This window comes from Microthrixaceae bacterium, assembly GCA_016702505.1.
Lineage (GTDB): Bacteria > Actinomycetota > Acidimicrobiia > Acidimicrobiales > Iamiaceae > Aquihabitans.
The window spans coordinates 1-16,254 of the sequence record JADJDU010000001.1; the positions used below are offsets into that span (position 1 = coordinate 1).

The 16,254-nt window shown below is 65.8% G+C and carries 16 protein-coding genes; 14 read left to right on the forward strand and 2 right to left on the reverse strand.

Annotated elements, in window-relative coordinates; genetic code table 11:
* Positions 1 to 20 precede the first annotated feature (20 nt).
* The 13 genes from IPG97_00005 to mfd all read left to right on the forward strand — a co-directional run bounded on the left by IPG97_00005 (position 21) and on the right by mfd (position 11,941).
* Positions 21 to 728, forward strand: a complete 708-nt coding sequence (locus IPG97_00005) for an acyltransferase (GenBank protein MBK6854979.1) — start codon at positions 21 to 23, stop codon at positions 726 to 728.
* 10 nt (positions 729 to 738) lie between these two features.
* Complete coding sequence (locus IPG97_00010) at positions 739 to 1,242, forward strand: hypothetical protein (protein ID MBK6854980.1); 504 nt, start codon at positions 739 to 741, stop codon at positions 1,240 to 1,242.
* A complete protein-coding gene (locus tag IPG97_00015; protein MBK6854981.1) occupies positions 1,239 to 1,562 on the forward strand; it encodes a hypothetical protein in 324 nt (107 codons plus the stop codon). The genes IPG97_00010 and IPG97_00015 overlap by 4 nt, the downstream gene beginning before the upstream one ends.
* Before the next feature lie 118 nt (positions 1,563 to 1,680).
* Positions 1,681 to 1,992: an acyltransferase gene (locus IPG97_00020; GenBank protein ID MBK6854982.1), complete on the forward strand. Its 312-nt coding sequence runs from the start codon at positions 1,681 to 1,683 to the stop codon at positions 1,990 to 1,992.
* A 308-nt stretch (positions 1,993 to 2,300) separates the two neighbouring features.
* Positions 2,301 to 2,795, forward strand: a complete 495-nt coding sequence (locus IPG97_00025) for a hypothetical protein (protein ID MBK6854983.1) — start codon at positions 2,301 to 2,303, stop codon at positions 2,793 to 2,795.
* 31 nt (positions 2,796 to 2,826) lie between these two features.
* The gene (locus IPG97_00030; GenBank protein ID MBK6854984.1) at positions 2,827 to 3,087 is read left to right on the forward strand and encodes an IS30 family transposase; all 261 of its coding nucleotides are present in this window, start codon (positions 2,827 to 2,829) and stop codon (positions 3,085 to 3,087) included.
* 9 nt (positions 3,088 to 3,096) lie between these two features.
* Positions 3,097 to 3,723: an acyltransferase gene (locus IPG97_00035; GenBank protein ID MBK6854985.1), complete on the forward strand. Its 627-nt coding sequence runs from the start codon at positions 3,097 to 3,099 to the stop codon at positions 3,721 to 3,723.
* Positions 3,720 to 4,805: a hypothetical protein gene (locus IPG97_00040; GenBank protein ID MBK6854986.1), complete on the forward strand. Its 1,086-nt coding sequence runs from the start codon at positions 3,720 to 3,722 to the stop codon at positions 4,803 to 4,805. Before IPG97_00035 ends, IPG97_00040 begins: the two co-directional genes overlap by 4 nt.
* A 52-nt stretch (positions 4,806 to 4,857) precedes the next feature.
* Complete coding sequence (locus tag IPG97_00045) at positions 4,858 to 5,967, forward strand: NTP transferase domain-containing protein (GenBank protein MBK6854987.1); 1,110 nt, start codon at positions 4,858 to 4,860, stop codon at positions 5,965 to 5,967.
* A gap of 42 nt (positions 5,968 to 6,009) precedes the next feature.
* Positions 6,010 to 6,987: a ribose-phosphate diphosphokinase gene (locus IPG97_00050; GenBank protein ID MBK6854988.1), complete on the forward strand. Its 978-nt coding sequence runs from the start codon at positions 6,010 to 6,012 to the stop codon at positions 6,985 to 6,987.
* Between the two features lie 132 nt (positions 6,988 to 7,119).
* A complete protein-coding gene (locus IPG97_00055; protein MBK6854989.1) occupies positions 7,120 to 7,743 on the forward strand; it encodes a 50S ribosomal protein L25 in 624 nt (207 codons plus the stop codon).
* A gap of 92 nt (positions 7,744 to 7,835) precedes the next feature.
* Positions 7,836 to 8,399, forward strand: coding sequence for an aminoacyl-tRNA hydrolase (locus IPG97_00060; GenBank protein ID MBK6854990.1), 564 nt, complete (start codon positions 7,836 to 7,838; stop codon positions 8,397 to 8,399).
* Positions 8,400 to 8,596: 197 nt separating this feature from the next.
* On the forward strand, positions 8,597 to 11,941 hold the full coding sequence (gene mfd / locus IPG97_00065) for a transcription-repair coupling factor (GenBank protein ID MBK6854991.1): 3,345 nt from the start codon (positions 8,597 to 8,599) through the stop codon (positions 11,939 to 11,941).
* A 27-nt stretch (positions 11,942 to 11,968) separates the two neighbouring features.
* Here the strand turns inward: mfd and IPG97_00070 are convergent, their stop codons facing one another.
* The gene (locus IPG97_00070) at positions 11,969 to 13,219 is read right to left on the reverse strand and encodes a TrpB-like pyridoxal phosphate-dependent enzyme (GenBank protein ID MBK6854992.1); all 1,251 of its coding nucleotides are present in this window, start codon (positions 13,217 to 13,219) and stop codon (positions 11,969 to 11,971) included.
* A 126-nt stretch (positions 13,220 to 13,345) separates the two neighbouring features.
* Between IPG97_00070 and IPG97_00075 the strand changes: the two genes are divergently transcribed.
* Positions 13,346 to 14,989 carry a hypothetical protein gene (locus tag IPG97_00075; protein ID MBK6854993.1) on the forward strand — a complete coding sequence of 548 codons (1,644 nt, stop codon included), beginning with the start codon at positions 13,346 to 13,348 and terminating at the stop codon, positions 14,987 to 14,989.
* A 32-nt stretch (positions 14,990 to 15,021) separates the two neighbouring features.
* On the opposite strand, the gene IPG97_00080 is transcribed toward IPG97_00075, so the two are convergent.
* A complete protein-coding gene (locus IPG97_00080) occupies positions 15,022 to 16,167 on the reverse strand; it encodes a phosphotransferase family protein (protein ID MBK6854994.1) in 1,146 nt (381 codons plus the stop codon).
* Positions 16,168 to 16,254 lie beyond the last annotated feature (87 nt).

Sequence of the window (16,254 nt, forward strand, 5' to 3'; positions counted from 1 at the left end):
GTTCTATGTGGTGTGGGCCGTTGGTGTTAGCGGGGTTGACGTGGGTGGCGGGGCGTTTCGGGGTTTGGGGCGCAAATGTTGCGGGGTTTGGTGTTGGTGTTGGGGTTGGTGTCGTTTGGGTGGGCGTGGCATTTGAGTGTGGTGGCGCCGGATCGGGCCTATTACGGACTGATACTCGGATCTATCAGTTGTTGGCGGGGGCGTTGTTGGCGTTGACGCCGGCGGTGGTGGTGCGGTGGCGGCGTGTGGATTGGTTGGCGGGTCCGGTGGCGTTGGTGGCGTTGGTGGGGTTGGTGGTGTTGGCCACAGATGTGGTGTCGGTTCGTCCGGTGGGTCGTGGGGTTGTGGCAGCGGTGTTGACGGTGGTTTTGGTGGTGGGGTTGGAGCGGGGTCCGGGGGTGGTGCGGTCGGTGTTTTCGTGGCGGCCGGTGGTGGAGTTGGGTCGGATTTCTTATGGGACGTATTTGTGGCATTGGCCGGTGATTGTGATCGTGGGCCGGTTGGGTGATTTCGGTGCGTGGCAGGTAGCGGTGTTGTCGGTGGTGGTGTCGACGGGGTTGGCGGCGGGGAGTGCGTTGTTGTTGGAGTTGCCGTTGCGGGAGTCGGTGACGTTGGATCGGGTACCGCGGGTGGTGGTGGCGGCGGGGTTGTCGGTCAGCTTGTTGGGTGGGTTGGTGTTGGTGGATCGGGTGCCGGGTTGGTGGCCGGGGGTCGGGTGGTTCGGGTGAGGGCACAGAGGTGGCGTCTGGGGTTGGGGATCTGGTTCTGGCTCGGGTCCCTGCTGATTTCGATCAGCTCGCCATCTACGACGAGCGCTACTACGTCCCCACCGAGTGCAGTCACAAGACGCCAGCGGTGTGCACCGTGGTCGAAGGCACCGGCCCCCACGTAGTGCTGGTGGGAGACAGCAACGCCGTCATGCTCCAAGGCGCCATGGTCGAAATGGCCCGCCAACAGAACCTCACCCTCACCCTTGCCGCATTCAACGGCTGCCCCTGGGAACCAGGTCTCCTGCAACCAGGTAGGGTCGAGACCACTGAGCTCTGCGCCAAGGTGGATGCGCTGTTCTACGGAGAGATCCTCGGGAAGGTGAAGCCGGACGTGGTCATTGCCTTCAACGTCCAGAATGTCGAGTCGATCGAGCATTCGGCGTTCACCGGTGCGCCAGACCAGGTGCACCAGCGGGAGGCGATCGCCAGCGGCGCCAGCAGATCCTTGAGTCGGGCGCGGCATTGGTGGTGATCGAGACCCTTCCCCGCTCCGGTGGACCGAACCCGCTCAACTGTCTGGGTACCGCCACCTACCAAGAGGAGTGCCGCTTCGAAGCCCCCGGGCAGGATTACTGGGTGGATGGAGATCTGAGAGCGTTGGACCAAGCCTCCGAACAGATGTGGTCGGTGGACCTGGACCGGGCGGTGTGCCCGGCGCTGCCGATCTGTGACCCGATCGTGGATGGGACCGTGGTCCGCTGGGACGGCGCCCACCTGACCCGCCGCTTCGGCATGACCCTGGTCGACGACCTGACCCGCATGCTCGCCGACAGGGGTCTGCTCGGTGGATGAGTTGGCAAGTTCAGACTCGGCCGAAGCCCGGGCCGGTGGGGTGATGGCGGTCGAGATGAGCGCACGGGTGGGTCCTGACGAGCAGGCCACCCCGGCCGCGGGCGCCGTTTCGGCGCGGATGGCGGGTTATCGGCCGTTTTTGGATGGGGTGCGGTCGTTGGCGGTGTATCTGGTGGTGTTGTTCCATGCCGGGGTAGGGCGGGCGGCGGGTGGGTTTATTGGTGTGGATGTGTTCTTTGTGTTGTCGGGGTATTTGGTGACGCAGGTGTTGTTGCGGGACTTGGATGGGTTGGGTGGGGTGCGGTTTGGGCGGTTCTACGCGCGGCGGTTTCGGCGGTTGTTGCCGGCGTCGTTTGTGGTGTTGGTGTCGACGTTGGTGGTGTTTGGTTGGGTGGCGGGTCCGGCGGAGGTGGGCGGGTTCAAGGGGTGACGGCAACACCGTGAGGTGATGGGTCTCCACCGGTCAGAGCGTGATGGCGGCCATGATGGCCGCTGTCTACACAGCACCCTGAACCGATGGAGAGACCCAGCATGCCAGCTAACCCACTCACCGCGTCTGATCGTGAGCAAATCCGCGCTGGGATCGAACGGTGACTCCGACGCCTGTATCGCCCGCGGGCTGGGACGTCATCGCAGCACGATCGGACGCGAGATCGCCTGCAACGGTGGCCGAGCCGTACACCGCGACCAAAGCGCAGGTCCGAGCTGACAAGGGCACGATTGCGACCAAAAGCACCGATGCTGGTCGCTGAACCCGAACTGGCGTGGCAGGTGACCAAACGTCTCGTGGCCGGAGATTCGCCGATGACGATCTCGATCGAGTTGGCCCAAGGCCTCCACGGCTACCGCCAACATCTCCCACGAAACGATCTACCAGGGCGTCTACGCCCCGAAACGTCACGGCCTGCCCACCAAGGTCACAAGATGTTGCACCGCCGTCGTCCACGACGCCGACACACCGGTCAGCGCCATAGCCAGCAACGATCCAGCGTTCTCGGCCAGTTCAACATCATTCACAACCGCCCACCCGCCGCCGAGGCACGGGCAGAGGTCGGTCACCTCGAAGGCGATCAGATCATCGGCGCCCGCAACCAGTCCGCCATCATCACCCTCGACGACCGCAAAACCCGGTACCCATGGCCCCCCCGCCACGACACACCCAACTGTGCCTACACCGCCTTGAGCACCCAACACGCCCTCACCGCCACCTCGAAACGATCCCACCCGAGCTGAGACTGACCTCACCTGGGATCGCAGCAGCGAGATGGCCAACCACCCCGCCATCGCCCAAGCCACCGGAATCGACATCTACTTCTGCGACCCCCACAAACCATGGCAACGCCCAACCAACGAGAACACCAACGGCCTTATCCGACGCTGGCTCCCCAAAGGCACCGACCTCTCGATCTACACCCAAGCCGACCTCGACCGAATCGCCCACCGCATCAACACCATCCCCCGACGCTCACTCGGCTGGACCACCGCCGCCCACCACTACCATCACGCTGTCGCGATGACCGGTTGAACTCCCGCCGTGGCGCAGGCGGCGGGTGGGTTTCGGGCGGCGTTCTTGTACAGCGCGAACTGGTATTTCGTTCGGGAGGCGACGGACTACTTCGCTGGTGGTCAGGCTGAGAGTCCGGTGTTGCATTTCTGGTCGTTGGCGGTGGAAGAGCAGTTCTATGTGGTGTGGCCGTTGGTGTTAGCGGGGTTGACGTGGGTGGCGGGGCGTTTCGGGGTTTGGGGGCGCAATGTGTTGCGGGGTTTGGTGTTGGTGTTGGGGTTGGTGTCGTTTGGGTGGGCGTGGCATTTGAGTGTGGTGGCGCCGGATCGGGCCTATTACGGGACTGATACTCGGATCTATCAGTTGTTGGCGGGGGCGTTGTTGGCGTTGACGCCGGCGGTGGTGGTGCGGTGGCGGCGTGTGGATTGGTTGGCGGGTCCGGTGGCGTTGGTGGCGTTGGTGGGGTTGGTGGTGTTGGCCACAGATGTGGTGTCGGTTCGTCCGGTGGGTCGTGGGGTTGTGGCAGCGGTGTTGACGGTGGTTTTGGTGGTGGGGTTGGAGCGGGGTCGGGGGTGGTGCGGTCGGTGTTTTCGTGGCGGCCGGTGGTGGAGTTGGGTCGGATTTCTTATGGGACGTATTTGTGGCATTGGCCGGTGATTGTGATCGTGGGCCGGTTGGGTGATTTCGGTGCGTGGCAGGTGGCGGTGTTGTCGGTGGTGGTGTCGACGGGGTTGGCGGCGGGGAGTGCGTTGTTGTTGGAGTTGCCGTTGCGGGAGTCGGTGACGTTGGATCGGGTACCGCGGGTGGTGGTGGCGGCGGGGTTGTCGGTCAGCTTGTTGGGTGGGTTGGTGTTGGTGGATCGGGTGCCGGGTTGGTGGCCGGGGTCGGGTGGTTCGGGTGAGGGCACAGAGGTGGCGTCTGGGGTTGGGGATCTGGTTCTGGCTCGGGTGCCGGCTGATTTCGATCAGCTCGCCATCTACGACGAGCGCTACTCGATCCCGGTTGGCTGTTCCGCGGAGAAGGCGGAGGTGTGCACCGTGGTCGAGGGCACCGGCCCCCACGTGGTGCTGGTGGGAGACAGCAACGCCGTCATGCTCCAAGGCGCCATGGTCGAGATGGCCCGCCAACAGAACCTCACCCTCACCGTTGCCGCGCTCAACGGGTGCCCCTGGGAACCAGACCTGATGCACACGCCCAGCAGTCCGGACAAGGTCGAAGCCTGTCGCCTCGGGGATCGTGTCTTCTACGAGGAGATCTTGGGCGGTCTGCACCCCGACGTGGTGGTGGCGATCGACGTTCGCTCGGCGGGGACCGAGAACGACACCGTCTTCACCGGGTCCGAGGCTCATCAGGAGAAGCGTGATGCGCTGGCGTCGGGTGTGGAACGGGTGCTCGCGTCCGGTGCGGCTTTGGTCGCGATCGAACCGTTGCCCCGAACTGGTGGCGGGTTCAACCCTCTGAGCTGCCTGGGTACCGCCACCTACCAGGAGGAGTGCCGGTTCAAGACCCCCGAGCAGATCTACTGGCTGAAGGAAGACTTGCGGGCCCTCGATGCGACCGAGGAACGGATGTGGTCGGTCGACCTGGACCGGGTGGTCTGCCCGGCCCTGCCCATCTGTGACCCGATCGTGGATGGGACCGTGGTCCGATGGGATGGCGCTCACCTGACCCGCCGTTTCGGGATGACCCTGGTCGACGACCTCACCAAGATGCTCGACGACCGTGGGCTTCTCGGGTGAAGTTCAATGGGCGCCGCATCGTTGCCTGGCCGCACGCGCTAGACCGTTGCCCATGACGTATCGCAGCCTTTCGGCGATCGTGCTGGCCGCAGGTCAGGGCACGCGCATGAGATCGTCGCGGCCCAAGCCGCTGCACCTGTTGGCCGGTCGGGCCATGCTCCTGTATGTGTTGGACGCGCTGGCCACTAGTGAGGTGGAGCGAGTCGTGGTGGTCGTGGGCCACGGCGCGGAGCGGGTCACCAAGAAGCTCCAGGCAGAAGAGCCCGATCTTCAGCTCGCCTTCGTGGAACAACACCAACAGAACGGCACCGGCGATGCCGCCAGCGTCGGTCTCACCGGTCTGCCCGATGAGGACGGGCCCGACGCCGATGACGAGCACGTGTTGGTGCTGCCCGGAGACATGCCGCTGCTACGGCCGGCCACCATCGCTGCACTGGTAGAGGAACATCGGCGTACCGAGGCGGGCTGCACGGTGCTCACGGCCCGTGTTCCCGAGCCTGGCAGCTACGGCCGGGTGGTTCGAGGCAAGGACGGGCAGGTAGAGCGCATTGTCGAGCGAGTCGATGCATCCCCAGAGGAGGTGGAGATCGACGAGATCAACACCTCGGTGTACTGCTTCCGCCGTTCGCTGCTGGCCCCGGCCCTGCGTCGTCTGAGCCCGGACAACGCCCAGGGCGAGTACTACCTGACCGATGTCGTGTCGGTCCTCCGTTCTGCCGGCTACAAGGTTGGGGCGGTCACGGTCGGAGACTCCCAGGAGGCTGAAGGCATCAACGATCGCCTTCAGCTGGCAGCGGCCGAGGCTGAGCTGCGGCGTCGAACCAACGAACGGTGGCTAGCCGAGGGAGTCACCATGGTGGACCCGGCCAGCACCTACTTGGATTCCACCGTTCGCTTGGGTGCCGACGTCACCCTGTTCCCCGGAACCATCCTCCAGGGGTCTACCAGCGTGGGGGCGGGAGCCGAGATCGGTCCGAACACCCGCTTGGTCGACTGTGTGGTGGGTGCGGGGGCAGTGGTCGAGCAGTCCAACGGTCGAGACGCTGAGATCGGTGCCGATGCCAAGGTCGGTCCCTTCGCTCACCTGGCCCCGGGGGCGTCGGTGCCCGATGGCACGATCACCGGGTCGTTCTATGCTGCGGGTGGTCCCGAAGACGCCTGAGCCGCCGTTCAGGGGCCGCCACCGCGACCCCGAAAGGCCCTCATGGAGCTGGTCACCAAGAAGAAGCTGCTTCTCTACACGGGCGATGCCCATCCGGCGCTGGCCTTGGAGATCGCACAGCAACTCGGCGTGGAGTTGGGTGAGACCAACCTTCGCCAGTTCGCCAATGGCGAGATGCACTGCCGATACGGCGAGTCGATCCGCGGGGCCGACGTGTTCATCGTGCAGACCCATGGCGGGATGCCGGTGAACGACGCTCTCATGCAGCAGCTCATCATGATCGACGCGGCCAAGCGGGCTTCGGCCAAGCGGATCACGGCTGTGTGCCCCTACTACGGCTACTCCCGTCAGGACCGCAAGGCCGAAGGCCGTGAGCCGATCACCGCCAAGCTGGTTGCAGACATGCTCACCGTGGCGGGAGCAGACCGTGTGGTCTCGGTCGATCTCCACACCGGCCAGATTCAGGGGTTCTTCGACCAGCCCGTGGATCACCTGACCGCATTGCCGATCCTCATCGACTACTGCAAGACGGCTGGAGATCCGGCCAACGTGGTGATCGTTTCTCCCGACGCGGGTGGGGTGAAGGCGGCCAAGCGTCTGGCCAACCACCTCGGTGCCGACCTGGCCTTCGTCAACAAGATCCGGCCCAAGGGCGTGGCCAACGTGGTCGAAGCCTCGAATGTCATCGGCAACGTCGCCGGCAAGTTGTGCATCTTGTTGGACGACATGATCGACACCGCGGGCACGATCGTGGCCGCCGCCCAGCTCCTCAAAGACGAGGGGGCGACCGAGGTGTGGGCCATGGCCACCCACGGAGTCCTGTCCGACCCGGCCATCGAACGGCTCAAGAACTCGGTGCTGGAGAAGGTGGTCATCACCAACACGCTTCCCTTGCCATCGGACCGCCACATCGACAAGTTCGAGGTCCTGTCCATCGCCCCGCTGGTGGCCGACGCCATCGAAGCGGTGTTCGAGGACGAGTCGGTGAGCGAGATATTCGGCGGCGAGAACCAGAAGTAGCCAGCCCGCTCCGGCCAGGCCAGGGTTGGGTTTGGTGTGCCGGGCTGGGACCATGACGGTCTCGGCTCGTAGGCTGGTCGGCCGTTCACAATCGACATGCGCTCCGGCGCGATCTCTGAAGTAGGAGTACCGATGGCTGAGATCACCCTCAAGGCTTCCACTGGCCGCGAACTGGGCACTGGCCCGTCCAAGCGTCTTCGGGTAGATGGCAAGGTCCCCGGCGTTGTCTACGGGCTGGGCGCCGATCCGGTGGCCGTGACCGTGGAGTGGCGTCCCTTCCGCGAGACCCTGATCACCGATGCCGGCCTCAACGTGCTGATCGACCTCGACATCGATGGTGACGTGGCCCTGTGCATGGTCAAGGAACTTCAGCGTCACCCGATCCGCGGCAATGTCCTCCACGTCGACTTCCTGCGGGTGAGCCGGGATGCCGCGATCACCGTCGAGGTTCCCGTGGTCCTCGAGGGTGAGGCTCGCGAGGTGGAGATGGCCGATGGCCTGGTGGACCAGGTGCTGTTCACCCTCTCGGTGACCGCCAAGCCTGCCGACATCCCCAACGAGATCAGCATCGACATCTCGGGTTTGGCCCTCGGCGACCAGATCACCGTGGCCGACGTGGCGCTGCCCGCCGGTGTCAGCACCGATGCCGACGGTGAGGAGCCGGTCGTGGTCACCTCCCACGGTGCTGGTGCCGCCGAAGGTGAGGGCGACACCGAAGGCGAGGGCGACACCGAAGGCGAGGGCGGCGAGGGCTGAGGCCCCGTCGTCCGGTCGGTCCCGCCTCGGCGGTCTCGTTGGCCTTCCGCAGAGGCGGTGCCTCCGAACGGCGAGGCACCCCTGCCGATCTGGTGGTGGTCGGGCTCGGAAACCCGGGCTTGGAGTACGCCGGTACTCGTCACAACGTTGGCGCCGATGTGGTCGCTCTGCTGGCCGACCGTCACGGCGGGCGGCTGAAGGCAGGCAAGGAACGGTCGCTGTCCGGTGAGGTCCGTATGGGACCTCACCGGGTGGCGTTGGCTTTCCCCCAGACCTTCTACAACGATTCGGGCGTGGCGGTAGCTGCCCTGCTCCATCGCCATGGGGTAGATGACCCCCACCGCCTCGTGGTTGTGCACGACGAGATGGATCTTCCCGCCGGCAAGCTCAAGGTGAAGGTGGGTGGCGGGCTGGCCGGGAACAACGGCCTCAAGTCGATCAAGGCCCACCTCCACACCGACGACTTTGTGCGGGTCCGGATCGGGATCGGAAAGCCTCCTGGACGCCAGCAGGGGGTCGACCATGTGCTCAAACGTCCGGGGAAGGCCGAGCGGGCTGAGCTCGATGTGGCCATAGCCGAAGCCGCCGACGCAGTAGAGCTCATCTTGGCCGAAGGTCCAGAGGCGGCCATGACCCGCTACAACCAGCGGGCATGAGCCGTCCGCAGTGGTCGAGGGGCAGTGTCCGAGACCAGGGTCTGGACCGGGGTTTCCTGGACGCGGAGCGGTAGCGTTGCCGTCCCACCCCCGGCTCCGATGTCGCCGGGGTGTTCCCGCGCCTGCGCCGCACTGTTCCACCAGGACCCGTCTTGTCTATTTCTGAACTTCCTGCCCTGCTGCGTGACGAGCCGGCGATGCTCCAGGTGTTGGGGCGGTCGGCCGCGGTCATGGCCGTGCCCGAGGCGGCCCGGCCGGTCACGTTGGCGGCTCTCACCCAGGTGGGGTCTCGTCGGCCGATCCTGGTTGCCGTTCCCACCACCGCCGAGGCCGAGCGGCTGGCCCACGACCTGACCACCTTCCTGGGCGAGGAAGCGGTAGAGCTCTTCCCAGCATGGGAGACGCTGCCGTTCGAGCGGGTGAGCCCGGGCATCGAGACCATGGGTCGCCGGCTGCGCACCATCTGGCGGTTGCGCCATGCGCCGGCCGATCGGATGCCGCTGGTAGTGGTGGCTCCGGTCCGCGCCCTGGTGCAGAGGCTCGGTCCTCACGTGGAAGACGTGGCCCCGCTGGTGATCCGGCGAGGGGAGGTGCGGGACCAAGTCGAGCTCGTGACCTGGTTGGGGTCCAGCGGCTATCGACGTGAATCTCAGGTGGAGCATCGAGGGGAGTTCGCGGTGCGAGGGTCGATCGTCGACCTCTTTCCTCCCACCGCCGACGCGCCGGTGCGCATCGATCTGTGGGGTGACGAGATCGATCGCCTCACCACCTTCTCGGTCAGTGACCAGCGGTCGGTGGCGGATTTGGCCTTGGTCGAGGCCTTCCCCTGCCGCGAGTTGCTCCCCACCGAAGAGGTGCGGACCCGGGCCGACGCCTTGGTGGCTGCCGAACCGTGGGGGCGCGAGCAGTGGGAGCGCCTGGCCGAAGGGCAGATCTTCGATGGCATGGAGTCCTGGTTGCCGTGGCTGACCACCAACGAGCGCACCGTGGTCGACATCCTTCCCGGCGATGCCCAGGTGATCTTGTCGGAGCCTCGTCGCCTTCGGGATCGGGCTGCGGATCTGTTGGCCGAAGAGGCGGATCTGGCCTCCACCCTCGCCCGGACTTGGGAGGTCGGCGAAGGTCGGGAGTTCCCGGCGTTGCACGTCGGATTCGAGGAGCTGTTCAAGTCCAGCTCGTTGCCGGTGTGGACGATGACGACGGTCCCCGACGGACCCGATGTGGCCACGGTGGCGGCGACCGGCTGGAACCCCGTGGTGGGTGGGGGTGAAGCGCTCACCTTCCAGCTTCGGCAACTTCTCGACGACGGCTATCGGATCGTGGTGGCGGCCGACACCGAAGCGTCGGGGCACCGTCTGGCCGCGCTCTTGAGGGAGCACGGCCTGGAACTCCCGGTGGAGGTCGGCGCCCTGGAGCGGGGCTGCATCCTCACCGGGGTGAAGTTGGCGATCTTGGCCGAGCCCGACGTGACCGGAAGGCGCCGTGCTCACCGGGCGCCGCGGCCCCGCAAGCGCGACACCGCGGGCTTCTTCGACGGGCTCAAGCCCGGTGACTACGTGGTGCACCACCAGCACGGCGTGGGTCGATACCAGGGCATGGTGAAGCGGGCCATCGGCGGAGTGGAGCGTGACTACCTGCTGTTGGAGTACCGAGGTGACGACAAGCTCTACGTCCCCAGCGATCAGATCGACGCGGTTCGGCACTACACCGGTGGAGACAGCCCATCTCTGAGCCGGCTCGGTGGCGGCGACTGGACCAAGACCAAGGCCAGGGTGAAGGCCGAGGTCCAGGCCGTGGCCCAGGAGCTGGTCGTGCTCTACCAGACCCGCCTCCACACCCCGGGTCACGCCTTCCCCGTCGACACCCCGTGGCAGCGCGAACTCGAGGATGCCTTCCCCTACCGCGAGACCCCCGATCAGCTCAAGGCCATCGAGGAGGTCAAGGCCGACATGGAAGAGGCCCGCCCCATGGACCGCCTGGTGTGCGGCGACGTCGGGTTCGGCAAGACCGAGGTGGCGGTGCGGGCCGCGTTCAAGGCCGTGCAGGACGGCAAGCAGGTGGCGGTGCTGGTGCCCACCACGTTGCTGGCCACCCAGCACTTCCAGACCTTCAGCGACCGCTTCGCATCGTTCCCGGTGCGGGTCGAGGTAATGAGCCGGTTCCTGACCCCAGCTCAGGCTCGCCAGGTGGCCGAAGGGGTACGCCTGGGTGATGTCGACGTGGTCATCGGCACCCACCGCCTCTTGTCCCAGGACGTGCAGTTCAAGGAACTGGGACTGCTGGTGGTGGACGAGGAACAACGCTTCGGCGTGGGTCACAAGGAGCAGATCAAGCAGATCTCCAACACGGTTGACGTGTTGACGCTGTCGGCCACTCCCATTCCTCGGACGTTGGAGCTGAGTCTCACCGGGATCCGGGATCTGACCCTGCTCAACACCCCGCCTGCCGAGCGTCAGCCCATCTTGACCTATGTGGGGGACTACGACGAGCGGGCGGTGGCCGAGGCGATCCGCCGGGAGTTGTTGCGTGAAGGTCAGGTGTTCTTCGTGCACAACCGGGTGCGTGACATCGAGGACTGCGCTCGCGGCATCCGTGAGCTGGTACCCGAGGCTCGGGTGGCGGTCGCCCACGGGCAGATGGACGAAGGCACTCTGGAGAAGGTCGTGCTCGACTTCTGGGAGGGTGAGTTCGACGTCTTGGTGTGCACCACCATCATCGAGTCGGGCATAGACATGCCAACGGTGAACACCTTGGTGGTGGACCGGGCCGACCGGCTGGGGCTGGGCCAGCTCCACCAGCTGAGGGGCCGGGTGGGTCGGTCGGGTCAGCGGGCCTATGCCTATCTGTTCCACCCCCGGGATCGGGAGCTGAGCGAGGACGCCTACGAGCGGCTCAAGACCATCGGTGAAGCCACCGAACTGGGATCAGGTTTCCGCATCGCCATGCGTGATCTAGAGATCCGGGGTGCCGGAACCCTGCTCGGCACCGGCCAGAGCGGTCACATCGCGGCGGTGGGCTACGACCTCTACGTACAGATGGTCACCGAGGCTGTAGCAGAGCTGAAGGGCGAACCGGTTCGGGAGCCAGCCGAGGTCAAGCTCGACCTGCCGGTGGACGCCAACTTGTCAGCCGAATACGTCCCCAAGGAAGAGTTGCGCCTCGAGGCCTACAGGCGGCTGGCCGAGGTCACCACCGATGCTGAGGTCGATGACATCCGCACCGAGTGGGAAGACCGCTACGGCCCGGTCCCCGAGGAGGCGGTCCGCTTGCTCGACGTAGCCCGGCTACGGGCCGAGGCTCACCGCCTCGGCGTGCGCGAGATCAACGTCACCAAGGGTCCGGCGTTCGGGGGACCGGCTTGGACGGCGCGGGTGTCTCCCTTGAGGTTGCGCACCAGTCAGACCATCCGCTTGGGACGGCTGTTCAAGGGGGCGGTCTACAAGGAGGACGCGGCCCAGGTGGTGTTCCCAATACCCAAGACCCCCGACTTGGCCGGCACCATCGTCGATCTCCTCCGTCAACTGGTTCCCCCCGGTGAGTGACCTCACCCGGGGGCACCAGCGCGGGTGTTACTCGTCGATGAGGTTGCCGTGGTTGTAGGCGTCGTATGCGGCGAGGTCCAAGAAGCCGTGACCTGAGTAGTTGAACAGGATCACCTTCTCCTGGCCGGACTCCTTGGCGGCGAGGGCCTCATCGATGGCGGCTCGAATGGCGTGGGCCGTCTCGGGGGCGGGGAGCTTGCCTTCGGTGCGAGCGAACAGGGTGGCGGCTTCGAACACCTTGGACTGGGGGCAGGCCACCGCCTCCATGCGCCCGGCCTTGACCAGCGCCGACACGATCGGGCTGTCGCCGTGGTAGCGGAGGCCGCCGGCGTGGATGGTCGGAGGCATGAACTCGGCACCCAAGGTGTACATGGGTAGGAGTGGGGTGAGCCCCGCGGTGTCGCCGAAGTCGTAGTCGAAGCGACCCTGGGTGAGGGTGGGGCACGAAGTGGGTTCCACCGCCACCAGGCGGACACCGTCGTCGTTCATGAACGGGAAGGTGATACCGCCCAGGTTGGAACCACCGCCGCACGACGCCAACACCACGTCTGGGAGCGACTCTCCGGCCAGTGCGAGCTGTTCTTTGGCTTCGAGGCCGATCACGGTCTGATGCAACAGGACGTGGTTCAGCACCGAACCGAGGGCGTAGTGGGTGTCGGCCCGGCCGCCGGCATCAGCCACAGCGTCGCTGATGGCCATGCCCAGCGAACCGGGGTTCGATGGGTCGGCAACCGGCGAAGGCACGCACTCGGCTCCCCAGGTTTCCATGAGCATCCGTCGATACGGCTTGGAATCGAAGGAGGTGCGGACCATGTACACCTTGCACTCGATGCCGTACTGGGCGGTGGCGAAGGCCAGCGACGTACCCCACTGGCCGGCGCCGGTCTCGGTGGTGATGCGGGTGATGCCTTCAGCCTTGTTGTAGTAGGCCTGAGGCACCGCGGTGTTGGGCTTGTGGGAGCCGGCGGGGCTGACCGACTCGTCCTTGTAGTAGATCCGAGCCGGGGTGCCCAGTTCTTGTTCCAGGCGCTCGGCCCGAACCAGCGGCGTCGGGCGCCACAGCTTGAGGATGTCGATCACGTCGCCGGGGATGTCAACCCAGGGGGCCGGTGTCATCTCCTGCTCGATGAGTGCCATCGGGAACAGAGGGGCCAGGTCGTCGGGTCCGACCGGTTCCCGGGTGCCGGGGTGCAGCGGCGGCTGCATCGGCTCGGGAAGGTGGGCCAAGGCGTTGAACCAGGCGGTAGGGATCTTGTCGACGGGGAGATCGAAGCGCATGGCCGGGAGCGTATGACTCCTGGCCGGCCTGTGCCCACGGTCGAAGGTCCCGGCTTTCAGTCCGCTCGGGTCCTTAGCAGCGGTGGCGTGGTTGGCTCGTAGGGTCGACGGACGTAGCCTCCCGAGGTGATCGAGACTCTGCACAGGAGCGACCCCGCGGCCTGGCTCCGTGGTCTCGGCCGATGGGCGCGGTCTCATCTTCGGGTGATTCCCAGGTCGGTACTGGCTATTACCGCGTTGTTCGTGGTCCTGGGGGTGTGGTGGAGCATCATCACGCCGATCGGACGTCCACCCGACGAACCAGCCCATTTCGACCTGGTCGCAGCGGTCGCAAGTTCGGGCAGGTACCCGGACTACGACGGCCGGGTCATATCCCAGGGTGCCGGACTGATGAAGGGGGTATTTCCGCTCCTGCCGGAGTTCGCCCCGGAACGTGGGGCACGCGCCACGCTCACCGACAGCGGGGGAAACGATCCACTGCTCTGGCCTGATTCGGACACGGGCAAGGTGAGTCCGGTCCCGAACCAGATGCCGCAACACCCACCCTTGTACTACGTGGTAGCGGCCGTCGGTCTCAGGGCAGCCCGGGCGTTGGCTGGAGGGGAGTTCGCCCTCGATCGAGAGGTGCTGATGCTCCGCCTCGTTGGTGTGGCCATCGTCGCGCCCGTGCCGATCTGGGCGTTCGAGGCGGCCCGACGGCTCGGGGCATCCGGTGTTGCCGCTCGTGGCGCATCGGCAATGACGCTTGGCGTCCCTCAGCTGCTCCACGTCAGTGCCGCGGTCAGCTACACCCCACTTCTGGTCGGGATCGGTGCCGTTCTCGCGGTGGTTCTAGCCGGAGTCATGCGGGGAGATGAACGGACCTCAACGGCGGTCAGGGCGGGAGCGTTGGTGGCAGGCGCGCTCTGGACCACCTCCAGTGCGGTGTTCCTGATTCCGTGGGTAGGACTGGTGTACCTGTATCGGGGCTGGAGCAACTGTTCGTGGCGACAGGCGATACGTGGTGCGTCGATGTCTTTGGGTGTCGCCCTGGCGGCGGGGTCACCATGGTGGATCAGGAACTGGCTCGTCCACGGCAACCCGGTTCCATCCACGGACAGCGATCAGTACGCCACCATCGGGAGGCCCGACGGGTTTTCCCCTCACCCGTGGGAGATCGTCGACCTGGCGATACGGTACCTCCCGTCCCGGTTCTTCGGCTCGTTTGGCACGATGTTCTCCGCGCCCATGCGGCCGGCATTGGTGACGGCGCTGACCATTCTGAGCGCGTTGGGTCTCGTAGCTGCACTGGTGCCACGACGGCTCGGCTCCGATGACGGGCTGGCGACATCGAGGCTGGCGGTGTTCTTGGCGCCGTTGCCGCTGCTCCTTGGTTTCATCCTCTACCGCTCGTGGGACCTGTACCAGATGTCGGGATTCGTGACGTTCCTGCAAGGCAGATACGCCTTCGTTGCCTTCGTGCCGTTCGCGGTGGTGGTGAGCGCTGGGCTGGCCCGATTGGCCCGTCGGTGGACCCCCCTCCTGTTGATTCTTGTAGCGCTGATCGCGCAGGCCGAAGGTTCCCGTGCTGCGCTCGACAACTGGTGGGCCGAGCCCACGGCGTCTTTCGCCCGTAATCTGTCGGCGGTGAGCCGGTGGAACCCGGTGTCGGACACCTTTCCCTACGTCGTGCTTGTTGTCATCGCCGCTGTAGCCATGTGGTTGACGGTGAACCTGGTCCGATCGACGTTGGGGTCCGGGGCATCGCCCCATGAAGCCACTAGCGCTTGAGACCGGCGCTGCAGTCGCGCGGCGTCGATAGTTCAGGGCAGGCGGTTCCAGTAGCTGCCGTCGAGCATGGCCTTCAGAGTTGCTCGGTGCAGGATCATGTCGTCTGGGTCCTCGGGTCTGACCGCCTGACCAAACAACACCGCCCGTTCAGTGACGCGGCGCATGATGACGCCGTGGCGCATGGCGGCATAGGCCTGATACCAGCGCAGGTCACCAGGTTCGTGTCCGGCAATGGCCCGGTATTCGTCGAGTACGGCGGTGGTGGTGAGCATCGCCGGGAGACCTGCCATTCCCATGTCTTCGGCTAGGTCTTGGAAGAACCGGTGCATGTAGGTCAGCCATCCGAGGTCGACCTCGGGCGGGGCGACACCGGCCATCTCCCAGTCGAGTACCGCAGTGACCTCGAAGTCCTCGAACAACATGTTGCCGATGCGTGAATCACCCCACGACAGAGCGGCATCGTTGGTGTCGGGACGGGTGGAACGGAGCCACTCGAAGCAGGCGTCGAGCAGCGGCGATGCCGCGCTGGCCGTTCCCCAGGCCCGGTACTGGTCCCACCAGTCGAGGTGACGTTCCAGAGCCGTGGCCCCGGCGATGGGTCGTGTTACCGGAACTGGCTCCAGGAATGACAGGTCGTGGTCTTCGGGTCTGATGGCGTGGATTGCGGCCAGGGCAGACACCGCCGAGTGCTCGAGCTTGGTGAGGTCCGCGGCGGATCCTTCGGTGACCCAGCACTCACCGAAGGTGTAGGGGAGGATGTCGGGAGGTGCGGCACCGTTCATCCGGCCCATCACCAAGAACGCGGCTCCCAGTACCTGTGGATCCTCCTCGAACCACAAGGTGGGTGGTACTGGTGCGGTGCTGTGTTCGGCGACCAGCCGCATCGTCTCGAACTGCTGGGCCAGGTCGTAGCGGGGGAACACCGGCACCTTGTCCAGTTCCGGTTCGATGCGGGCGACACAGGAGGTTGTCTGTTCGTTGCCGTGTTCGTGGGTTCGTAGCGTGATCAGGAGGGTCTCCGACGACATCCCGTTGCTTGCCGGGCTGGTCACCTCGGACACTGCCGGTCGGGAGTCGGCCGGCAGCACACCAGCCAGCCACCCTTCGAGCCGGCGGGCCAGATCCTGAGGATCTCGGGTGGAGGTGGTTAGCCCTCCTTCGGCTTCAGACAGGTCCATGCTTCCCCTTCCTGGTGCGGACCGTCCCCTCGGCCCGAGCCCGACTGCGACGCACATCCGCGGTCCTGTCCTCGGGAGGGTAGGCCA